A 20,230-nucleotide genomic window follows, 5' to 3' on the forward strand; every position below is an offset into this window, starting at 1 on the left:
AATTGGCAGAGCAGCGGATTCCAAATCCGCGTGTTGGGAGTTCGAATCTCTCCACCCCTGCCATCTTCGAAGCCTCAGCAGAAATGCTGGGGCTTTTTTGCGTCTGTTGCTTCTGCGAAGCAATGTTGGGAGCTGGAGCGCCAGCCCGCTTGGAGGCAAGTCCCATCGAATCTCCGGGGTGCCGGCCCAGTTCACACCTGCCATCTTCGAAGCCTTAGTCGAAAGACTGGGGCTTTTTTACGCTTGTTGCTTTTCAATAAATACGCCCTCAAGTGAGGGCGTATTATGAATCAATAGTTTTTGCAGCTGACCGCTTCCGGGCGGCAGAACATTTCATCATGGTCGCTGATGCACTGGTTGACGACCTTAGCAATTGCCTTGCCCCGGCTGGATGAACGGCCTTTATATGTTTCGCCAAAGATGCTCATTTTGCATTGGTACATTCGGTCATGGCGCTCGTAATCTTGTTTGTGATCAAGCTCCCTTTCAAGGCTATCTACCCGTTGGGTCAGTAACCGAATTTGGTATTCCAGCTCTTTGATTCGCTGATCAGTATTATTGCTTGCCGCATGGGCTTGTGTGGTGACAACAAGGCAGAGTGCCAGTAAGGGCAGTATTTTCTTAAACATAGTATTGCTGGAACTTTAAATTGAACGGTGTTTTATTTGTGTTTATGGTAGCAAAATATCACTTGATTTGAAATGTGAAACACTTTGAATGGGGTAGGCTGTGTACAGTGTTTGACCCGAAATTGACAAAAATAGCTGCGAAAAAGATGTGTTAGATGGTATCTTGTGGCTTTTTCAGGTTAAGCAAAATTGGAGTTACCATGCCGCACCTGCGTTTCAGAGCCGTTGAATTTGATCATGTGAAGGCGCTGTCGACCAAACTGGTTGACGATCTGCAGCCGCTAATGGCTTGTCCTCGTGAGGATTTTACCCTTGAGCATATCTCAACCACTTTCATTTTTGATGGTGAGGTATCCGATGCCTACCCGTTTGTGGAGGTGCTGTGGTTTGATCGCGGCCAGGAAGTTCAGGATCAGGTTGCTGAGCTTATCACCAAGGCTGTGCGTGCTGAACTTGAAGAGCCAGAACAGGATGTTGCGGTAATATTCTCAGCGCTGATGCCGTCAGCATATTATGACAACGGTAGTCATTACTGATACTCAAAGCGGCCAATAGGCCGCTTTCCTTACTGTGGTAGCTTGTTTTAAGTCAGTTGTTGGTTGGGTAGGTTAGATGTCGCGTTATACCAAGGTTGTAGCAGGATTGGGGGTTGTCGCAGGAGCGTTGGGGCTCAGCACGGGCTTGTCATTTGATGTGTCCGAAGTCCCTGAGGTCAGTGCTAATGTGTTGGCACCACAGTTCTCGTTCAACTGTATAAAAAGCGATGTGGCCATGCCGCTGGATAACGATGGTTCGTTTTCGGTATCGGTGTGGAATATCTACAAGCAACAGAAGGATAACTGGCGCAGCGAACTGGAAAGGTTCAGCCAAAATAGCGGGTTGGTATTGCTCCAAGAAGCGAGCTTGACCACCGAGCTGAAAGATTACCTGGACGATACCCAGTGGAAAGTCAGAATGGCCAATGCCTTCAAGTTCCTTAATACCCCTGCGGGTGTGATGAACTTGTCCTCGGTCAATGCCAAGACGACTTGTGCTTACTTGGCCATGGAACCTTGGTTGCGCTTGCCAAAATCGGCTTTGTTGTCTGAGTTTGTGCTTTCAAATGGTCAGACTTTGGCGGTCGTTAACTTGCATGGCGTTAACTTTGCTCTGGGCTTGGAAGAGTACAAGGAGCAGTTCCATACTCTCAAGCGGGTATTGGATAAGCATATTGGCCCGGTGATCCTAGCCGGTGACTTCAATACCTGGCGACAAGCAAGATTGGACGTTGTCGATGACTTTGCCCGTAGCTTAGGCTTGGAAGATGCAGTATTGCGCCGTGACCAAAGGGTGAAGGTGTTTGGCAAGCCACTCGATCACCTGTACTACCGGGGGCTAGATTTGGTAAGCGCAGAGGCACCGTCAACCGATGCCTCTGATCATAACCCGATTATTGCCAACTTTAGGCTGCAATAATCATTATCGGCCAGACGATCAGCGTCAGCAGCCATGGCAAGGCGGCGACAATGATACATTTGGCACGGTCAAAGTCAGTCCATGCGGCAACCGCTGCATAGCTAAGCGCGATATACCATGGTGCCAACAGAGGGGCGGTGGTCGCAAATGCCGACCAAGGGTGGTTGAGCGGTAGCTTCAAGAACCCGTTGAGGCTGTTGAGATCCGCTGCGTTTGGCAAGAAGTTGGTCGTATTGAACACCGCATTCAAGTAGCTGGCCAAGTCACCGATGACCGCTGGCAGCATAATAAAGCATGCAGCAGCCAGCCATTTGCCAAAGCTGTGCTTGTAGCTATTGCTCTTGGTAGCCAGGTTCAACCATAGCGCCAAAACAAAAATCGCGGCCGTCCGGCCAAAGAAATCACTGAACACTTCACCAGCTAAAAGCACTTCCTTAGTCAACCAGGCTTCCTGTACCTGTTGTTCGACGTTAGGAAGTTGCATCATCAGAGTTTGCTGTAACCAGTCCATGTCGACATGGTTGAAGTAGCCCCCCCAAAAGAAGAACGGACCAACGATGATCAACAAATAGGGAAGGAACGCCCATTTAGGGCGTTCGTGGACGGCAGCAAAGCAGTCAATCGGTGAGCGGAAGGTATCGAGAACCGCAACAAACGGGTTTTTGGAAGGCGTCATACACTTACCTTGGTAACATCAACATAAAGCTTTAATTGCTGTCCCGTTTTCAGGTACTTCTGGCCATTGATCTGGTTCCATTTCACGACATCGGCAACTTTTACCTTATAGCGCTGGGCAATGGTACTCAGGTTGTCACCAGAGCGAACCTTGTAGTAAACCGTGCGGATCACACCACCTGTCTCACTCGATTTCCATAGGGTCAGCTTCTGGCCAACGCGAAGCGGCGAGTTCTTGCTGATCCCGTTCCATCGGGTGATTTGGTCAATAGACACTTTTTGTTGGCGGGCAATGGTCCACAGGCTATCGCCAGACTGGACAGTATAGGTTGTACGGTAACCGCTGCCGTGGCTTTGCTGGGTGTTGTTAGCCATACGGGCGGCAACAGTCTCGCCATCTTGCATCGCAACCGGGATAAGGATGTGGCGGCCAACACGGATATTGGTGCCGCTCATATTATTGGCACGCTGGATCTGCTTGGTCGTGGTCTTATGTTTGCGGGCCAGCACACTCAGGGTATCGCCCGGTTTGACCTCGTAGCGGATCACTTTCATGCCACGGTGACCATTCTCTGCAAAGGCAGCATTGAACTTGTCGACCTTGCTGACTGGCAGTAACAGGTGGCTCGGGCCTTCAGGAGCGGTCGCCCAGCGGTTGTAGCCAGGGTTCAGGCGTTGGATCTCATCAAGAGAAACATTGGCAAACTTTGCTGCCATCGCCAGATCCATCTGGGTCTTAGGCTTAACCAGTTTCACTGCAGGTTCGTTGTCGATTGCAGGGATACTGATGCCGTATTTGTCACGGTTCTGGATCACGTCAGAAACAGCAAGCAGTTTAGGTACATAGTCACTGGTTTCACGTGGCAGGTCGAGCGACCAGAAGTCAGTCGGTTTACCTGCTGCCCTGTTATTGCGGATTGCACGGAATACTCGGCCTTCACCGGTATTGTAGGCAGCAAGGGCGTGGAGCCAGTTACCGTCAAACTTACGGTTGAGGTATTCAAGTAGGTCCAACGCGGCACGGGTTGATTCCACTACGTCACGACGACCGTCATACCACCAGTTCTGCTCAAGGCCAAAACTGCGGCCTGTCGGTGCTGTGATTTGCCACAGACCTGCTGCCCGGCCATGGGAGTAGGCAAACTGGTCGAATGAACTTTCAACAATTGGTAGCAGGGCAAGCTCAAGCGGAAGATCACGCTTTTCGATTTCCTCTGTGATCATATAGAGGAACGGTTCGGCTCGCTGGGCTACGGTGTTGAGATGGCTTGGGTGACGGAGGTACCAGTCACGGTAGTGGATGACGCGTTGGTCATTAGGGATATCCGCCCTCAGCTGCATGCTGATGCGTTCCCACACATCTTGCTGCTCCTGAGGGGTTGGAATTTTCTTAGGGACAACGACCTGCGGCTTAGGTGTTGTTTTTGTTGTTGCTGTTGGGGCAACTTGGGCCGCAGGATCATTATTTGTTGTGTTTGTTTTTTCTTCTACTGTATTTGTCGTATTTGTAATTTGGCAACCAGCCAGAAGTAGCGCACTCGCCAAAAAAAATCGGGTTTTCATGTGTCCAGCCTATAGCCAAAATAGTTGGAGATAATACTTGTCCAACCACCTTAGTTACAAGTGACACAGGTCAAAATTCGTCTTTCCAACGGCGCAGTGCAGCAAAGGTTTCCACATCGCTATCGTTAACTGCTTTATTTGCCACTGATTTTTTGATACTCAGCTGGTCACAGCGCAGGAAGGGATTAATCAATTTTTCTTGTTTCAAAGTGCTAGGGATGGTGCTGATCCCCTGTGCCCGCATTCTGCTGACTTCTTCACGGTAACGCTGCAAGTGCGGGTTGTCCTGCTCAGCCACTAGAGCAAAGGCCAAGTTGCTACTGGTATATTCGTGGGCGCAGTACACTTCGGTTTCATCCGGCAGGGCGCTTAGCTTCTGTAGCGAGTTGTACATTTGCTCTGCGGTCCCTTCGAACAGGCGGCCACAACCTGCAGAGAATAGGGTATCGCCGCAGAATAGCTTGCCGTCGCCAACGTAGGCGACGTGGCCTGCAGTATGGCCCGGTACACCCAGTACCATAAAGCGCTCGCCGAAGATTTCAACCTGGTCGCCATCGTCAACGGATTGCGATACGCCTGGGATAGGTTCGGCTGAAGGGGCAACAATATGGATATTTGGGTAACGGCGCTTGAGTTCGCTGATCCCACCGATATGGTCATGGTGGTGGTGGGTGATCAGGATGGCATCAAGCTCCAGCTGCTCTTGCTCCAGGAACGCCAGCACCGGAGTGGCATCACCGGGGTCGACCACCACACAGTGGTTATCCGGACTGTGAATCAGCCAGATGTAATTGTCATTGAATGCAGGTATGCTTTTAATGGTCAGCATCTTTGTTTCTCCGGCTTTTTTTGCTATTGAGCATCGACTTAGTTTGGAATTGCTATGAAGCCAGCCCGCATACTAAAACATATCGAACCACCACACACCTGGTCACAAGTGGTCAATGGTGAATGGGCAGCAGAGCTACTGCAAGCCCAGCTAGATGAATGGTGGCCCAAACTGTTTGGCTACCATATGCTGAAGCTGGGTGGGCTAAGCTGCGAATTGGCCAGTGGCCATTGTAACATCCAGCATCAGATTTGCATTGATAAGTTCAACCCTCTGCATAATGTTGTGGCGGATCCCTTTGCCTTGCCATTTGTCGAGAAGGCCTTTGATGCCTGTGTGATTGCCCATCAATTAGATTATTGCAGCGATCCCCACCGGCTGCTGCGGGAGGTTGATCGGGTGATTGTCGACGACGGCTATATCCTGATGAGCGGCAATAACCCGGTCAGTGCGTTGGGAATGCGCGGCCTCCTGCCTTGGAACCGTAAGCGTTTTCCCTGGAAAGGGCGGATGTTCATGCCGATGCGGGTAAAAGACTGGCTCGGGGTTTTGAATTACGAAGTTGTCTTCCATGAGAACTTTGCGATATTGCCTGCCACCCGCCACCAAGCATGTTCAGCCTGGGTGGAAGGGATGGTATCTGATAGCTTATCGTCGGTGGGCAGTATGTACCTAATTGTCGCGAGGAAGCGGACAGTGCCTCTAAAGCCGATTAAACCGACGTGGAAATTGAGGCGGCAGTTGGCACCATTAGGCATGAACTGCCGCACTAAGGCATCCCGCAAGCAGAAGTGCTAAAGCATACTTTGGCTAGCTAGCCTGATAGCCGGTATCGTCTTTGTCTGGTGATTCGGCAGCTGTGCGGGCCAGTTCATCACAGCGCTCGTTTTCAGGGTGGCCGGCATGGCCTTTCACCCAGTGCCAGCTGACCTGGTGGCGTTGGGTTTCGTTATCGAGGCGCTGCCAAAGGTCGGCATTTTTTACCGGCTTTTTGTCGGCCGTTTTCCACCCGCGCTTTTTCCAGTTGTGGATCCATTGGGTGATCCCCTGGCGAACATACTGGCTATCGGTGGTGAGATCTACCTGACAAGGCTCTTTCAGGCTCGCCAAACCGACAATCGCAGCAAGTAGCTCCATACGGTTGTTGGTGGTCATGAAAAAGCCTTCGCTGAGCTCTTTTTCATGCTGTTTATAGCGTAACACGGTACCATAGCCTCCCGGCCCCGGGTTGCCGAGACAAGAACCGTCCGTGAAAATTTCTACCTGCTTCGTCATATTTGGTAGTATTCGTCTTAGTTAAAACTTTAGTCTGACACAATCGTTACTATGAAAGCCACTAATGAACGCATAATCGTATTCGATACTGAAACGACCGGTATGAATATGACCGGCCCTCACTATGAAGGGCACTGCATTGTCGAGATCGGTGCCGTGGAGATCATCAACCGTAAGCTTACGGGCAATACTTTCCACGTCTATATCAAGCCAGATCGCGAAATCGATGCCGAGGCGATTGATGTCCACGGTATTACCGATGAGTTTTTGGTGGATAAACCGACTTATGGTGACGTGCACCAGGAGTTCATGGACTTCATCCAGGGGGCTGAGTTGGTGGCCCACAATGCGCCCTTCGATATCGGCTTTATGGACTACGAGTTCGGTAAGCTTGATCCCTCGATAGGCAAAACAGAGGATTTCTGCAAGGTGACCGATACCTTGGATATGGCCAAGCGCCTATTCCCAGGTAAGCGTAACAACCTTGACGTGCTCTGTTCCCGTTATGGTATTGATAACTCACACCGTACCCTCCACGGGGCATTGCTCGATGCCGAGATCCTGGCCGATGTCTACCTGATGATGACAGGTGGCCAGACATCCTTAGCCCTTAGCAGCGGCAGTGAAGAAAGTGATGCTGGTGCAGAAAATGCGATCCGGCGTCTGGCTTCCGGGCGAAAAGCGCTAAAGGTTATCCGAGCTTCTGCCGATGAAATACAAGCGCATGAAGCGCGTTTGGATATTATCGACAAGAAGGGTGACGTGATGTGGCGTCAGTAAGGGTATGATGAAGCGATTATGGTTGCTATTGATGGTGTGGCCGCAGCTGTTGTTATGGCCAACGTTATCGTGGGCTGACGACAGTACTGTGATGTCATGGCTGGATAATCGCTTTCGTGTAGATCCTACGGTGCAGCAGGTCTCTTTTATGGTCAAGCGCGACCAGAAGAGTAATTCCGTCGTGTTGGTCCGCCCCGATGGTCAAAAGTATTACGCCTGGCGCCATCCTGACAACGTCTCTTGGTATGAAGAGACGGGGATGGATATCATCTCTATCGAGAACCCTATGCCCGGGCCGTGGCAGGCCGTTGGTAAGGTGAGCCCGAAAAATCAAATTACCGTCCTGTCCGATTTGAAGCTGGATGTCGACAACCTACCGGCAAGGCTCTATCAATCGGAAACCATCAAATTTACCGCCCGCCTGAGCCAAAACGGCCAACCGTTACAGATGCGTGATTTCCTCGACCGCATCAGCTTGTCCGTAGTGTTCTATGAATATATCGAAAACCCCGATGAGCTCCCTAAAGAAGCCTTGCCGATGCCGATTCCTATGGGGACCTTTGCCGATGATGGCCAGGGGTTTGACGAGGTGGCCGGCGACGGGGAGTTTACGGTTGCCCTTCCTGTAGAGCTTCAGCCGGGTAAGTACACAGTCAAGGTCAGTTCCAGCAACGGCATTTTTCTTCGTACCGTCGAGCAAGAAGTGTTGGTGTACCCTCCACCGATCAATGCCAGTTTTATCCAGGGACGGGGACAAGAAGAAGCTCACCAAGTGGTGATTACTGGCGAAGAAGGTACATTGAAGACCGGCTCGCTGGCAGCCCATATAGAGCAGGTTAGCTTTGAAGGTGAAACCACTATTAGCCAGCAAGCGGCTTTGCCAGATGAGGAAAGGCTGACCGTATGGCTACCCAATGGGAAGTTACCGGGGCGTTATACGTGGTCGGGATGGCTTTATGCGACCGATAATTTTAGCGATCGGGAACTGATTTTCCAGATACCCCAAAGCCATTTTGCGGTTCAGGCTGAATTACAGCTCGATCGTAACCTCAATGCTTTCCGTGAACAGCAAGAGGCTAAGGAGCGGCAGGCGGAGTTTGCCCGGTTAGAGGCAGAACGTCAGGCCAGTCGTGCCAAAGCAATAAAAGTTATCGCCCTCGCCAATGTTGTCGTGATTGTGCTGGTGGTCGTCGCGGCCGTGCTTTGGCGCAAGCGCAAAGTGAAGAAAGCGATGGAAAGTGCTGAGCTCAGTGTGCCTGGAAGCTAATGACTATCCCCCGTAGAATGAGACAAATAAAAAGGGAAGCCGGCAATGGCTTCCCTTTTTGCTTCATGTCGATATGGATTAAGCCGCTATTTCCTTAGGTGTCGGTTGGTAAGGCTTAGCAGCAAGCTCTTGAGGATCGAAGTCATCGACGTTGATCGTGCGGAGTCGACCTTCCTCGGCACGGCAGAGAAGCTCGGCTTCTTCAGGGTTGATGACATTGAGTTCAAGCCCTTTCTCGGCCACTTTGTCCAGCTGCATGAACGGCATTCTCTTACCTGCGGCTTTACAGACACGGTCGTAGATTGGTTCGGCAGCAAGGATATCGCTCAGTGTCGCTTCGATCATACCCACTGCGTTGTTGGCTGTTGCTTCGAGGTACTGGTTGCGGCCGATACGGCTGCGGGTTTCGCTCGGAGTCTGGATGATCCTAGCCAGCTTGTGATCCAGTTTGTCGGATGGGCGTACACGGCCCAGGCCTAGCGGGAACACCATGGCACGAAGCAGTGCCGCGACAGGACGGTTAGGGAAGTTACGCAGGAATTCATCCAAGGCTTCCTGAGTTTGGTAAAGCGCATCTTGCAGCCCCCAGTGTACCAATGGCAGATCTTCGGCTTTCGCACCTTCATCGGTGTAACGCTTGAGTGTTGCCGAAGCCAAGTATAGTTGGCTCAACACATCACCTAAGCGGGCTGACAAACGTTCTTTGCGCTTGAGCGAGCCACCCAGTACAGCCATAGAGATATCTGCCAGCAGAGCCAGGTTGGCACTGTAGCGGTTGAGTTGCTGATAGTAACGGGTGGTTTGATCTTTTCTCGGCGCTGCCGAGCCGCGACCATCAGTCAGGCCGAACCAGAATGAACGGACCATATTGCTGATCACAAAGCCGACATGGCCGAACAGCGATTTATCAAATTCCTGCAGCGCTTTTTCTGCATCTTCGTCGTATGCCGCGTTGATCTCATTGAGGACATAAGGGTGGCAACGGATCGCCCCCTGACCAAAGATGATCATCGAGCGGGTAAGGATGTTGGCCCCTTCCACGGTAACGGCAATCGGTGCACCTTGGTAACCTCGGGCGAGGAAGTTACTCGGTCCCATACAGATCCCTTTACCGCCAACAATATCCATCGCGTCGATCACACTGCGCTGGCCACGGTGGGTACAGTGGTATTTCACAATTGCCGAAATCACCGAAGGTTTTTCGCCAAGGTCGATACCGGCAACGGTAAAGTTGCTGGCAGCATCCATCACATAAGCGTTACCTGTGATGCGGGCCAATGGCTCTTCAATACCTTCCATCTTACCAATAGGCAGTTTGAATTGGCGACGGATGCGGGCATAGGCACCTGTTGCCAATGCAGCGGTTTTCAGGCCGCCAGTTGAATTTGAAGGCAATGTGATACCACGACCGACAGATAAACACTCAACTAGCATCCGCCAGCCTTGGCCAGCCATTTCTTGGCCACCAATGATGAAATCGATAGGCACAAAAACCTTGTCGCCTTGTGTTGGACCATTCTGGAACGGGATATTCAGCGGGAAGTGGCGGCGGCCAATATCGACGCCATCAATATCGGTCGGGATCAGGGCACAGGTGATCCCCAGCTCTTCTTCGTCCCCAAGAAGATGGTCGGGGTCGAATAGCTTGAACGCCAGACCAAGAACAGTGGCGACAGGGGCTAGAGTGATATAGCGCTTGTTCCAGGTCAGCTCCATCCCCAGCACTTCTTCCCCTTGCCAGATCCCCTTCTTGACGATACCGAAATCAGGAATAGATCCGGCATCAGAACCCGCTTCTGGGCTGGTCAGGGCAAAACAAGGGATTTCTTTACCTTCGGCAAGGCGAGGTAGGTAATGATTCTTTTGATCTTTGGTCCCGTAGTGCTGTAACAGCTCACCAGGGCCTAGTGAGTTAGGTACCCCGACCGTCGATGACAATACGGCAGAAACACCGGTCAGTTTTTGTAGCACCAGTGATTGGGCATAGGCTGAAAATTCCAAACCGCCATACTCTTTTTTGATGATCATGGCGAAGAACTTGTGGTCTTTCAGATATTGCCAGACTTCCGGTGGCAGGTCGGCCAGTTCATGGGTGACCTGAAAGTCATTGACCATACGGCACACTTCGTTGACTGGACCGTCAAGGAAAGCTTTTTCTTCCGTGCTTAGGCGCGGGGCAGGGATATCATGCAGCTTGTTCCAATCAGGAGCACCACGGAACAGGTCCGCTTCCCACCAAACTGTACCGGCATCAATGGCTTCTTTTTCAGTGCGTGACATTTCAGGCATCACTTTCTTGAATGCCTCGAGTGCACGGCGGCTTAGTAGCGAGCGGCGTAGGGAAGTAATGTTTAGCGGTATAGCAATAGCAAGGAAAGCCAGCCAGCTGTACTGACCGGTAATATCAAGTAAGGTGCCCGCAGCCAGTGCCGCAGCAATAGCCAGGGTGAAGGTGCGCAGGTTTGCCCGGTGGTAAGCCAGCACACCGGTTATACCAATCAGCCCCAGTAGGTACACGAGTGTAACCATTTTCAATCTCCTTATTTGGGCGTTGCTTTATTATATTTTGGGTACATTTTATGCAAGGTAAGAGGTCTAACCACTTGTGATAAGTGTAATGTTGTTTTTAATGAAATGTAAAATAATTTTCCGTTCTGAAAGTGGGGGGTTACGTAAAGATGTCTTGTCACTGCTTGTAAAATAAGGGATTGATCGAGATCAGCGGGAAGGAAAAAAGTACTTGCGTTAATTCCTCATACAATTAAGATCCCGTGACATAGTTCACGTATTACTAGGATCTCGGCATCGAAGCCGGCATTTTCGTGAATCTTCAAGGAACGAGCAGGGCGACGCAAAGTGGCCTTTTCAGATTGTTGCCTTTCCCGAACTCCGACTGACAGTTGCCCGCCGGATCCCATTCTCGGGATGACGACTACTTACAATTCTTCATTTTCTTTTCACCAAACGGTAACAAGCCGCATTTGGCTTTTGGCGTTCCTGTTTGGTTGGTAAGGGGTTATTTCCGTGTTGTTATTTGATGCGTTTAGACAGGCGTGGCGTGACGGTTTCTCTCTTTCGTCATTAAGATCCGATATTGTTTCTGGCGTCACCGTCGGTGTGGTGGCTATTCCTTTGGGCATGGCTTTGGCAATTGCAGTCGGTGTCCCGCCGCAGCATGGTCTTTATACTGTTATCGTCGCTGGCCTATTGGCTGCACTGTTGGGTGGCTCCCGTTTTAATATCACCGGCCCGACAGCGGCGTTTGTGGTGATCCTTTTGCCTATCACCCAGCAGTATGGCCTTTCAGGCTTGATGTTGGCGACCATGATGTCCGGGGTGATTTTGTTACTCATGGGCGTCTTGCGCCTTGGTCAGCTGGTGGCCTATGTGCCGTATCCTGTCACAACAGGGTTTACTGCCGGTATTGGCCTGACGATTGCTTTCTTGCAACTTAAAGATTTGCTTGGCCTTAGCGTCGCAACGAATCCTATTCATTTCCCGGAAAAGGTGGTGGCGTACGCCAGTGCCATGCCAACGCTGAACATGGCGGATGCGCTGGTGGGTTTGGTAACGATTGCTGTCTTCATCCTTTGGGCCAAGCTAAAGACCAAGGTTCCTGCCCACGTTGTTGCACTTTTAGCGGGCACTTTGGTGGCTTTGTTTGTCAACCAGATGGGGGATAACCATGTCGGCCTATTGGGTGAGAAATTCCATTATCAAATTGGAGACTTGGTTGGTCAGGGGATCCCACAGGTATTGCCGCAGTTAGTGATGCCTTGGCAGGGTGGTCATTTTTCATGGGATCTAGTGATTGAGCTGCTGCCAGCTGCATTTACCATTGCCATGTTAGGTTGTATCGAGTCCTTACTGTGTGCGGTCGTTGCCGATGGCATGACCGGTACCAAGCATAACCCCAATGCTGAACTGGTTGGCCAGGGCCTTGCTAATATCGTGGTGCCTTTCTTTGGCGGGATCCCGGCTACCGCCGCCATTGCCCGTACCGCGACCAACATCCGTGCTGGGGCATTTTCGCCCATCTCTGCCATAGTCCATGCTCTGTTTGTACTGGCTGCAATGATAGCTCTGGCCCCGATGCTTTCTTATGTCCCTATGAGTGCGTTGGCTGGCCTGTTAATCATGGTGGCATGGAACATGTCCGAGGCGCCGCATTTTGTTCATACCCTAAAAGTGGCACCACGCAGGGATGTGGCCGTATTGCTTACTTGCTTCACCCTAACTGTTGTCTTTGACATGGTAGTGGCTGTGGTGGTGGGGCTGCTTCTAGCTGGTGTGCTGTTTATCCAGCGAATTGCATCATTGACGACCGTTGACAAAGTAACGGGTGGACACCCGCACCAGAATTTTGGCGAAGATGTGGTTGTGTATGATATCAATGGCCCGCTGTTCTTTGCCGCCAGTGAAAAAGCCTTGTCGGTGATTGACTACACGGCACCGGACACCCAGGCGGTGGTGCTGGATTTCAGTGATGTCAGCACCATCGACATTACCGCTATTCATGCATTGGAAAATGCCATTGACCGGATCCGCGATTACCCGGTTTACTTGCTTGGTGTGGCTGCGCATATTGAGAAGAAGTTAGCATCAGCCGGTCTTCTGGCCGTGGATAATGTCGCTTGCTGTGCGTCAGCCGACTCATTACGTGAACATTTGGCGCTAAAGACTCACAATGTTCAATCTAAGGAGTCGACACTTCCAAGCGTTTCTTTGTACACTGCTAGTTGATAATAATTTTTGATAAGACAGAGAAGGTCCTATGTATCAAGACACCATCCGCGCCGAGTTGACGGAAGCGGCAGACGTCCTCAACCGTTTTTTAAGCGATGACAAGAATATTGCTGATATCGAAGCAGCTGCCAAACTTCTGGCCGAGTCGTTTAAGCAAGGTGGCAAGGTGTTGTCTTGTGGTAACGGTGGATCTCACTGTGATGCGATGCATTTTGCCGAAGAGCTAACGGGGCGTTACCGTGAAAACCGTCCGGGCTACCCGGGGATTGCGATTTCAGATCCGAGCCATCTGTCTTGTGTGAGCAATGACTTCGGCTATGAGTCGGTCTTTTCGCGCTACCTTGAAGCGGTCGGTTCGCAGGGTGATGTTCTGTTTGGCCTGTCGACCTCGGGTAATTCCGGTAATATCTTGAAAGCGATTGAAGCGGCCAAGGCCAAGGGGATGAAAGTGATTGCCCTGACTGGTAAAGACGGCGGTAAGATGGCAGGCTTGGCTGATGTGGAAATTCGCGTGCCGCATTTCGGCTATGCTGATCGTATCCAGGAAGTACATATCAAGATCATCCATATCTTGATCATGCTTATCGAAAAAGAAATGGCGGAATAATCCAGTCTCGATGACTGGTGCAACAGAGGAAGGGCATAAAGGACTATGTGTGAATTACTTGGCATGAGCGCCAATGTGCCAACAGATATTTGCTTTAGTTTTACCGGCTTGATGCAGCGTGGCGGGAATACTGGCCCGCACAGTGATGGCTGGGGGATTACCTTTTACGAGGGCAAGGGGTTTAGGACCTTCAAGGACCCAAACCCAAGCAGCAAATCGCGTATTGCAGAGTTGGTACAGGAATACCCGATAAAGAGTTGTGCGGTGGTCAGTCATATCCGGCAGGCAAACCGTGGCGGCGTGAGTTTGGAAAATACCCACCCGTTTACCCGTGAGTTATGGGGGCAGTACTGGACCTTTGCCCACAACGGCCAACTGACGGGGTACGACGAACTGGATACCGGTCGCTTCAAGGCGGTTGGGGATACCGACAGTGAAATCGCTTTTTGCTGGCTGCTCAAGCAGCTAGACGACCGGTTCCCGGATACGCCGGATGACTGGGAGGCCGTCTATCACCTACTGGCGGAGAGTTGTGACAAGCTACGTGGGCTGGGCGTATACAACATGTTATTGAGTAATGGTGAGTACGTACTAACTTATTGCACTAACAATTTGCATTGGATCACTCGCCGGGCACCATTTGGCAAGGCCTCACTGATTGATGAGGATGTTACCATTGACTTCCATCAGGAGACGACGCCGAACGATGTCGTGACGGTAATCGCCACCCAACCGCTGACCAATGATGAAAGTTGGCACAAGATGGAAGTTGGCGAGTTCAATGTTTTCCACTTCGGCGAGCAGGTCTTCAACCGCACGCTGTAATATCAAGCCAGATAAATAAAAAACGCGACCTCAGGTCGCGTTTTTAGTATCTGTACTGTTTGCTAACAAACCCGATCACTCATCGGTCGCATAGCCGGACAGGGGCAATATCAGCCCATCTAGAACCGCTTTTCCGTCTGTCATTACAACACGGTCTTGCAGGCACCAGTTGGCAACCATCGGGTAGATACGGTGCTCCTGCTCCTGCACGCGTGCCATCACTTCCTCGGCATCGTCACCGGCAAAGATTGGCACCTTGGCCTGGAGGATCACCGGACCGCCGTCGAGTTCCTCAGTAACGAAATGGACGCTGGTACCATGCTCGCTGTCCCCGGCATCAATCGCCCGCTGGTGGGTATTAAGGCCAGTGTATTTCGGCAGCAGGGAAGGGTGGACATTAAGCATCCGCCCCTCATAGTGGCGAACAAATTCGCCGCTGAGGATGCGCATGAAGCCTGCGAGGATCACAAGATCGGGCTGGTAGCTGTCAATGCGCTCGGCCATGGCTTGGTCAAAAGCCGCACGATCGGCATAGTCAGCCGCAGAAAGATGCAGAGCATCAATGCCTGCTTGGCGGGCACGCTCTAATCCGTAAGCGTCAGCCTTGTTGGACAACACCGCACTGATGCGGGCGTCCTTGATGATGCCTGACTCGCAGGCATCAATCATCGCTTGAAGGTTAGAGCCGTTGCCTGAGATAAGAACAACGATATTCTTCATCGCTTACAGGATCTCCACCTGCTCTTCGCCTTCGTTAGCGTTAGCAATGTGGCCCAGTAGCCATGCTTGCTCGCCTTCGGCATTCAGGATGCTGATTGCTTGCTCTGCCTGTTCTTTTGGCAGGGCAATCACCAAACCGACACCACAGTTGAAGGTACGGTACATCTCGTACGTGTCTACGTTACCAGCTTGTTGTAGCCAGTTGAACACAGCAGGCCATTGCCAGCTGTTACCATCAACGACTGCCTTGGCACCTTCAGGTAGTACGCGCGGGATGTTCTCCCAGAAGCCACCACCTGTGATGTGGGAAATCGCGTGAACATCACAGCTTTCCATCATCTTCAGGGTCGACTTAACGTAGATTTTAGTTGGCTCTAGTAGGTGCTCAGACAGGGCTTTGCCTTCTAGCTCCTGGCTTAGGTCAGCATTTGAAACCTCAAGGATCTTACGGATCAGCGAAAAGCCGTTCGAGTGTGGGCCGCTTGAAGCGACAGCGATAAGTGCATCGCCTTCTGCCACTTTGCTGCCATCAATGATGTCTGCTTTCTCAACCACACCGACACAGAAGCCGGCAACATCGTAGTCTTCGCCGTGGTACATGCCAGGCATTTCAGCGGTTTCGCCACCGATTAGTGCACAGCCAGACTGGATACAACCTTCACCGATACCGGCTACCACGTCAGCTGCTGTATCAACGTCCAGCTTGCCTGTTGCGTAGTAATCAAGGAAGAACAGTGGCTCGGCACCTTGTACGATCAAATCGTTGACACACATAGCAACCAGATCGATACCGATAGTGTCGTGCTTGTTCAGATCCATTGCCAGGCGCAGTTTTGTTCCAACACCGTCTGTACCAGATACCAAAACTGGCTCTTTGTACTTGGTCGGCAGGCTGCACAATGCACCAAAGCCGCCAATACCGCCCATCACTTCAGGACGGTGGGTGCGTTTTACCACCCCTTTAATACGATCAACTAATGCATTACCTGCATCGATATCAACACCAGCATCTTTGTAGCTAAGAGAAGAGTTATTGCCGCTCACAGGAGTTTCCTCAACGTATTAAAGTAAAAAAGCGGGGGTATGATAACAGCAGTCAGGGCGGAAAGGAAAACGTTTGCGTCAATATTTGTCACTGGGTGTTTCCTGAGCAAATAACAGCTGCACCCCTACCAGAGCGTAAATGGTCTAGTGTATAATAGTGCGATTTTTTGAAATTTATTTGCCAGGAGTCAGAGATGAAAGTCGTTGAGGTTAAACACCCACTAGTAAAACATAAGATTGGTCTTATGCGCGAAGGTGACATCAGCACTAAGCGTTTCCGTGAACTAGCAACGGAAGTTGGCAGCTTGCTGACGTATGAAGCGACTTCAGACTTCGAAACAGAAAAAGTTACCATTGAAGGCTGGAATGGTCCAGTTGAAATTGATCAGATCAAAGGTAAAAAAGTAACAGTTGTGCCAATTCTTCGTGCCGGCCTAGGCATGATGGACGGTGTACTTGAGCATATGCCAAGTGCCCGTATCAGTGTGGTTGGTATCTACCGTGACGAAGAAACACTTGAGCCAGTTCCTTACTTCAACAAGCTAGCATCTAACATCGACGAGCGTATCGCGCTGGTTGTTGACCCTATGCTGGCAACGGGCGGCTCTATGATTGCTACTCTAGACTTGCTGAAAGAGCAAGGCTGTAAGCAGTTCAAAGTCCTAGTGTTGGTTGCCGCGCCTGAAGGTATTGCAGCGCTTGAGAAAGCACACCCAGATGTCGAGCTATACACTGCCGCTATCGATGAGAAGCTAAACGACAAGGGCTACATCGTACCGGGTCTTGGCGATGCGGGTGACAAAATCTTCGGTACTAAATAACGTCTAAAGCACCGCTGAAAAAACAAAAAGCCGGATTGTTATCCGGCTTTTTTTATGTGCTCGATACCTTGGCTAACCGGGTATGGGGTCATTAACACCTGGTACCCGGTTAACGTTTTATCGTTTACTTGTCTGACGCTTCCATTTGAGCATTATCGACCACATGGTTCTCACCAAGGTCATCCGGCAAGATAAGGTTCAGTAGGATTGCCACAATACCGCACAAGCTCACGCCCTGTAGGCTGAATTCGCCGATACCGAAAGCCATACCACCGATACCGAATACCAGTGTTACCGCTACAATGACCAGGTTACGAGCCTTGTGCAAGTCAACTTGGTTCTTGATCAGGGTATTGAGGCCAACGGTGGCAATCGAGCCAAACAGCAGGATCATAATACCGCCCATAACCGGCACAGGGATGGTTTGCAGCACGGCACCTAGCTTACCGACAAACGCCAGAACCAGCGCTGTGACAGCAGCATAGGTCATGATCACGGGATTGAAGGCTTTGGTCAGCATTACGGCACCGGTCACCTCTGAGTAAGTGGTGTTCGGCGGCGCGCCGAACATCGAAGCAGCCATCGTTGCTACCCCGTCACCCGCCATGGTGCGGTGCAGGCCTGGTTTTTTCAGGTAGTCTTTACCGGTGACGTTAGAAATAGCCAGCATATCACCAACGTGCTCAACGGCCGGGGCAATGGCAACTGGGATCATAAACAGCACGGCATTGATGTTGAATTCAGGGAAAGTGAAGTTAGGTAGTGCTAACCAAGCGGCCTGCTGCACAGGTGTGAAGTCAACCACGCCGAAACCAAGGCTGACCAAGTAGCCTGCCACAATACCAGCCATAATCGGGACAAGCTTGAAAAAGCCTTTGGCAAAGACGCTGAAGCCAATGGTCACAAGCAGTGAAATCGCAGAGATCCACAAGGCAGCATCACCGTTGACCAACTGCACTGCACCGTCACCGGTTTTACCCAGCGCCATGTTGACCGCTGCTGGTGCCAGACCCAAGCCGATAACCATGATCACCGGGCCAACTACAACTGGTGGTAGCAGTTTATGGATAATCGCAACGCCGCGTACCTTGATGATGGCACCCATACAAACGTAGATCACACCGGCCATCATTAGGCCACCCATGGTTGCAGGGATCCCCCAGGTTTGTACGCCATACATAATAGGGGCAATAAAAGCAAAAGAGGAGGCGAGGAAGATAGGGACGGAGCGTTTGGTGATGACTTGGAAGAGGAGGGTACCGATACCGGCACCGAAGAGGGCAACGTTAGGATCCAGCCCGGTAAGAAGCGGTACCAGAACCAATGCACCAAATGCAACGAAAAGCATTTGGGCACCCTGTAATATCTGCATCATGGTTGATTTCCACCCTGTCTGTAAAAAAAATCGCGGAATGTTATCACAGGGGCAACCGTTTACCTACGGCTAATCGGCAAAATTTGCCAAAAAAGGATCTCAGCATAATTTTGTGATGTATGTAATGAAATCTTACAGAACATTGACGTTGATTATTGTCATATAGCAAAGACTTATAAAAAGTTAGGAACAGAAAAATACAATTGAATGATTTTTTTGTGTTCGTAGCAGTTGCCCCGCAAGATATGTTCAATTTATGATCGGGCATTAACTTTAGTGATAATGAGTACTTTATGTTGCGTATTGCATTACTTTTCTTGGCACTTTTGGCTTTGCCGTTGAAGGCCGCCACGGTGACAAACCTTTATCAGGCGCAGGTTGCCTTGCCTGATACGGATCGCCAATCCGAGCAAGCAGCCAGGAAGCAGGCCCTAGAGCAGGTACTGATCAAGGTATCAGGGCAGAGTGACATCGTCGAGAACGAAGTCGTTGCCAAGGCGCTGGGAAGCAGTAGCCAATACGTCAGCCAGTTCAGCTATGCCAACCGAGATGGCCAGCGCACCTTGCTGCTGACTTTCGATCGCAACCGTATCCGTACCCTGCTGACTCAGGCTAACTCAACCTTCTGGGGTGAGCAGCGCCCGAGTGTGTTGGTTTGGCTGGTAGAAGACGCCAACCGCAGCCGCAACATTATCTGGGATCAGTCAAATAACGATTTGGCCAAGCTTATCCAGAGTGAAGGTGACCGCCGCGGTGTGCCGGTGATGATGCCTATCGGGGATTTTGAAGATGTTACGGCTATCAGCATTCCGGATATCTGGGGTGGCTTTGCCCAACCAATCGCGACAGCAAGCCAGCGCTACCAACCACAAGCCGTGCTTGTCGTCCGTGCCCGCCAGCAAGATGGCGAACAAGTTGCGCTGAATTGGCAGTTATATAGTGGAAATATCGACCAGCTTGCCCGTAACCAGGTAGCCCCATCCGAAGGCCGTAACAGCGGTGAAACGGTGACGACGGTTGGCCAGATGGTCGATAGCGTGTCCGATATCCTGGGGGCCAAATATGCTGTGCCGCTAGGTGGCGATACCAGCGGCCAGTTGGCGGTAGTGGTTGAGAATATCCAATCATCGAAAGATTTCTTTACCTTGGAGCGCTTGATCACCAACCTGACATCGGTAGCCGGAGTGAATGCTTACCGTATTCAGGGAGACCGCGTTGAGTTTACGGTCCAACTGCTAAGCACTGAAGATGTGTTCCAGCGTGAACTGAGTCAGGACAGCCGTCTATCAGCGGTCACTGCGCCAGTGGCGGAGCAGTATGAACCAGCACCACAACCAGAAGGTATGCTGCGAGCAACAGATATCTCGGCTCCGGCCCCAGCAGATCAGCCAGCCCCTGAGGGAGACGAGTCATCAGAGGTGGATGTTTCGGGTACCGAACAATTGGATGGTGAGCCACAAGCTGTGAATACACAGGTCGAAGCTAAGCCTGCCAAACAGGCTGCGGTCTTTAGCTGGTCGAATTCAGCGTCAACACCTGTTGCGCTGTAAGCGGCAGCATAAGCAAATTCTTGTGACATTAAAAACGGTGGCCTTGGCCACCGTTTTGTTTTTTACGTC

At 51.1% G+C, this 20,230-nt stretch carries 19 protein-coding genes; 10 read left to right on the top strand and 9 right to left on the bottom strand.

The window, feature by feature from the left end; translation table 11 throughout:
• Positions 1–290: 290 nt before the first annotated feature.
• Complete coding sequence (locus BIZ37_RS08420) at positions 291–629, bottom strand: hypothetical protein (protein ID WP_187461125.1); 339 nt, start codon at positions 627–629, stop codon at positions 291–293.
• A gap of 200 nt (positions 630–829) precedes the next feature.
• Between BIZ37_RS08420 and BIZ37_RS08425 the strand changes: the two genes are divergently transcribed.
• A complete protein-coding gene (locus tag BIZ37_RS08425; protein WP_187461126.1) occupies positions 830–1,165 on the top strand; it encodes a DUF1904 domain-containing protein in 336 nt (111 codons plus the stop codon).
• A gap of 76 nt (positions 1,166–1,241) precedes the next feature.
• A complete protein-coding gene (locus BIZ37_RS08430) occupies positions 1,242–2,084 on the top strand; it encodes an endonuclease/exonuclease/phosphatase family protein (RefSeq protein ID WP_187461127.1) in 843 nt (280 codons plus the stop codon).
• Here BIZ37_RS08430 and BIZ37_RS08435 read toward each other — a convergent pair.
• The 3 genes from BIZ37_RS08435 to gloB all read right to left on the bottom strand — a co-directional run bounded on the left by BIZ37_RS08435 (position 2,071) and on the right by gloB (position 5,151).
• Positions 2,071–2,760, bottom strand: coding sequence for a Yip1 family protein (locus BIZ37_RS08435; protein WP_187461128.1), 690 nt, complete (start codon positions 2,758–2,760; stop codon positions 2,071–2,073). The two genes, BIZ37_RS08430 and BIZ37_RS08435, sit on opposite strands and share 14 nt — an antisense overlap.
• Positions 2,757–4,322: a LysM peptidoglycan-binding domain-containing protein gene (locus BIZ37_RS08440; RefSeq protein ID WP_187461129.1), complete on the bottom strand. Its 1,566-nt coding sequence runs from the start codon at positions 4,320–4,322 to the stop codon at positions 2,757–2,759. The genes BIZ37_RS08435 and BIZ37_RS08440 overlap by 4 nt, the downstream gene beginning before the upstream one ends.
• A gap of 70 nt (positions 4,323–4,392) precedes the next feature.
• Positions 4,393–5,151 carry a hydroxyacylglutathione hydrolase gene (gloB, locus tag BIZ37_RS08445; protein ID WP_107300980.1) on the bottom strand — a complete coding sequence of 253 codons (759 nt, stop codon included), beginning with the start codon at positions 5,149–5,151 and terminating at the stop codon, positions 4,393–4,395.
• Between the two features lie 54 nt (positions 5,152–5,205).
• Here gloB and BIZ37_RS08450 point away from each other — a divergent pair, with 54 nt between their 5' ends.
• The gene (locus tag BIZ37_RS08450; RefSeq protein ID WP_187461130.1) at positions 5,206–5,949 is read left to right on the top strand and encodes a methyltransferase domain-containing protein; all 744 of its coding nucleotides are present in this window, start codon (positions 5,206–5,208) and stop codon (positions 5,947–5,949) included.
• 12 nt (positions 5,950–5,961) lie between these two features.
• Here BIZ37_RS08450 and rnhA read toward each other — a convergent pair whose 3' ends face one another.
• Positions 5,962–6,426, bottom strand: a complete 465-nt coding sequence (gene rnhA, locus BIZ37_RS08455; protein WP_107300982.1) for a ribonuclease HI — start codon at positions 6,424–6,426, stop codon at positions 5,962–5,964.
• Between the two features lie 51 nt (positions 6,427–6,477).
• On the opposite strand from rnhA, the gene dnaQ reads away from it, so the two are divergent.
• Positions 6,478–7,206, top strand: a complete 729-nt coding sequence (gene dnaQ, locus BIZ37_RS08460; RefSeq protein ID WP_107300983.1) for a DNA polymerase III subunit epsilon — start codon at positions 6,478–6,480, stop codon at positions 7,204–7,206.
• A gap of 4 nt (positions 7,207–7,210) precedes the next feature.
• Entirely contained in the window at positions 7,211–8,473 is a 1,263-nt protein-coding gene (locus tag BIZ37_RS08465) for a TIGR03503 family protein (protein ID WP_187461131.1), read from the top strand.
• 78 nt (positions 8,474–8,551) lie between these two features.
• Here BIZ37_RS08465 and fadE read toward each other — a convergent pair whose 3' ends face one another.
• Positions 8,552–11,002 carry an acyl-CoA dehydrogenase FadE gene (fadE, locus tag BIZ37_RS08470; protein ID WP_187461132.1) on the bottom strand — a complete coding sequence of 817 codons (2,451 nt, stop codon included), beginning with the start codon at positions 11,000–11,002 and terminating at the stop codon, positions 8,552–8,554.
• A 495-nt stretch (positions 11,003–11,497) separates the two neighbouring features.
• Between fadE and dauA the strand changes: the two genes are divergently transcribed.
• Genes dauA through BIZ37_RS08485 form a run of 3 tightly spaced genes read left to right on the top strand, consistent with a single transcriptional unit; the run spans position 11,498 to position 14,651 of the window.
• On the top strand, positions 11,498–13,216 hold the full coding sequence (dauA, locus tag BIZ37_RS08475; protein ID WP_187461133.1) for a C4-dicarboxylic acid transporter DauA: 1,719 nt from the start codon (positions 11,498–11,500) through the stop codon (positions 13,214–13,216).
• Positions 13,217–13,247: 31 nt separating this feature from the next.
• Positions 13,248–13,826 carry a D-sedoheptulose 7-phosphate isomerase gene (lpcA, locus tag BIZ37_RS08480; protein WP_107300987.1) on the top strand — a complete coding sequence of 193 codons (579 nt, stop codon included), beginning with the start codon at positions 13,248–13,250 and terminating at the stop codon, positions 13,824–13,826.
• A gap of 45 nt (positions 13,827–13,871) precedes the next feature.
• Positions 13,872–14,651: a class II glutamine amidotransferase gene (locus BIZ37_RS08485; RefSeq protein ID WP_187461134.1), complete on the top strand. Its 780-nt coding sequence runs from the start codon at positions 13,872–13,874 to the stop codon at positions 14,649–14,651.
• A gap of 75 nt (positions 14,652–14,726) precedes the next feature.
• Here BIZ37_RS08485 and purN read toward each other — a convergent pair whose 3' ends face one another.
• Both purN and purM read right to left on the bottom strand, forming a co-directional pair.
• The gene (gene purN / locus BIZ37_RS08490) at positions 14,727–15,371 is read right to left on the bottom strand and encodes a phosphoribosylglycinamide formyltransferase (RefSeq protein WP_107300989.1); all 645 of its coding nucleotides are present in this window, start codon (positions 15,369–15,371) and stop codon (positions 14,727–14,729) included.
• Between the two features lie 3 nt (positions 15,372–15,374).
• Positions 15,375–16,415 (bottom strand): phosphoribosylformylglycinamidine cyclo-ligase, encoded by a 1,041-nt coding sequence (purM, locus tag BIZ37_RS08495; RefSeq protein ID WP_187461135.1) that lies wholly within the window; start codon positions 16,413–16,415, stop codon positions 15,375–15,377.
• Positions 16,416–16,609: 194 nt separating this feature from the next.
• Here purM and upp point away from each other — a divergent pair, with 194 nt between their 5' ends.
• A complete protein-coding gene (upp, locus tag BIZ37_RS08500; RefSeq protein WP_044622620.1) occupies positions 16,610–17,236 on the top strand; it encodes a uracil phosphoribosyltransferase in 627 nt (208 codons plus the stop codon).
• Positions 17,237–17,360: 124 nt separating this feature from the next.
• Here upp and BIZ37_RS08505 read toward each other — a convergent pair whose 3' ends face one another.
• Positions 17,361–18,611 (bottom strand): uracil-xanthine permease family protein, encoded by a 1,251-nt coding sequence (locus BIZ37_RS08505; RefSeq protein WP_107300991.1) that lies wholly within the window; start codon positions 18,609–18,611, stop codon positions 17,361–17,363.
• Between the two features lie 293 nt (positions 18,612–18,904).
• Here BIZ37_RS08505 and BIZ37_RS08510 point away from each other — a divergent pair, with 293 nt between their 5' ends.
• Entirely contained in the window at positions 18,905–20,161 is a 1,257-nt protein-coding gene (locus BIZ37_RS08510) for a DUF2066 domain-containing protein (RefSeq protein ID WP_187461136.1), read from the top strand.
• The last annotated feature ends 69 nt before the right edge of the window (positions 20,162–20,230 follow it).

Source organism: Photobacterium sp. BZF1 (genome assembly GCF_014349205.1).
Lineage (GTDB): Bacteria > Pseudomonadota > Gammaproteobacteria > Enterobacterales > Vibrionaceae > Photobacterium.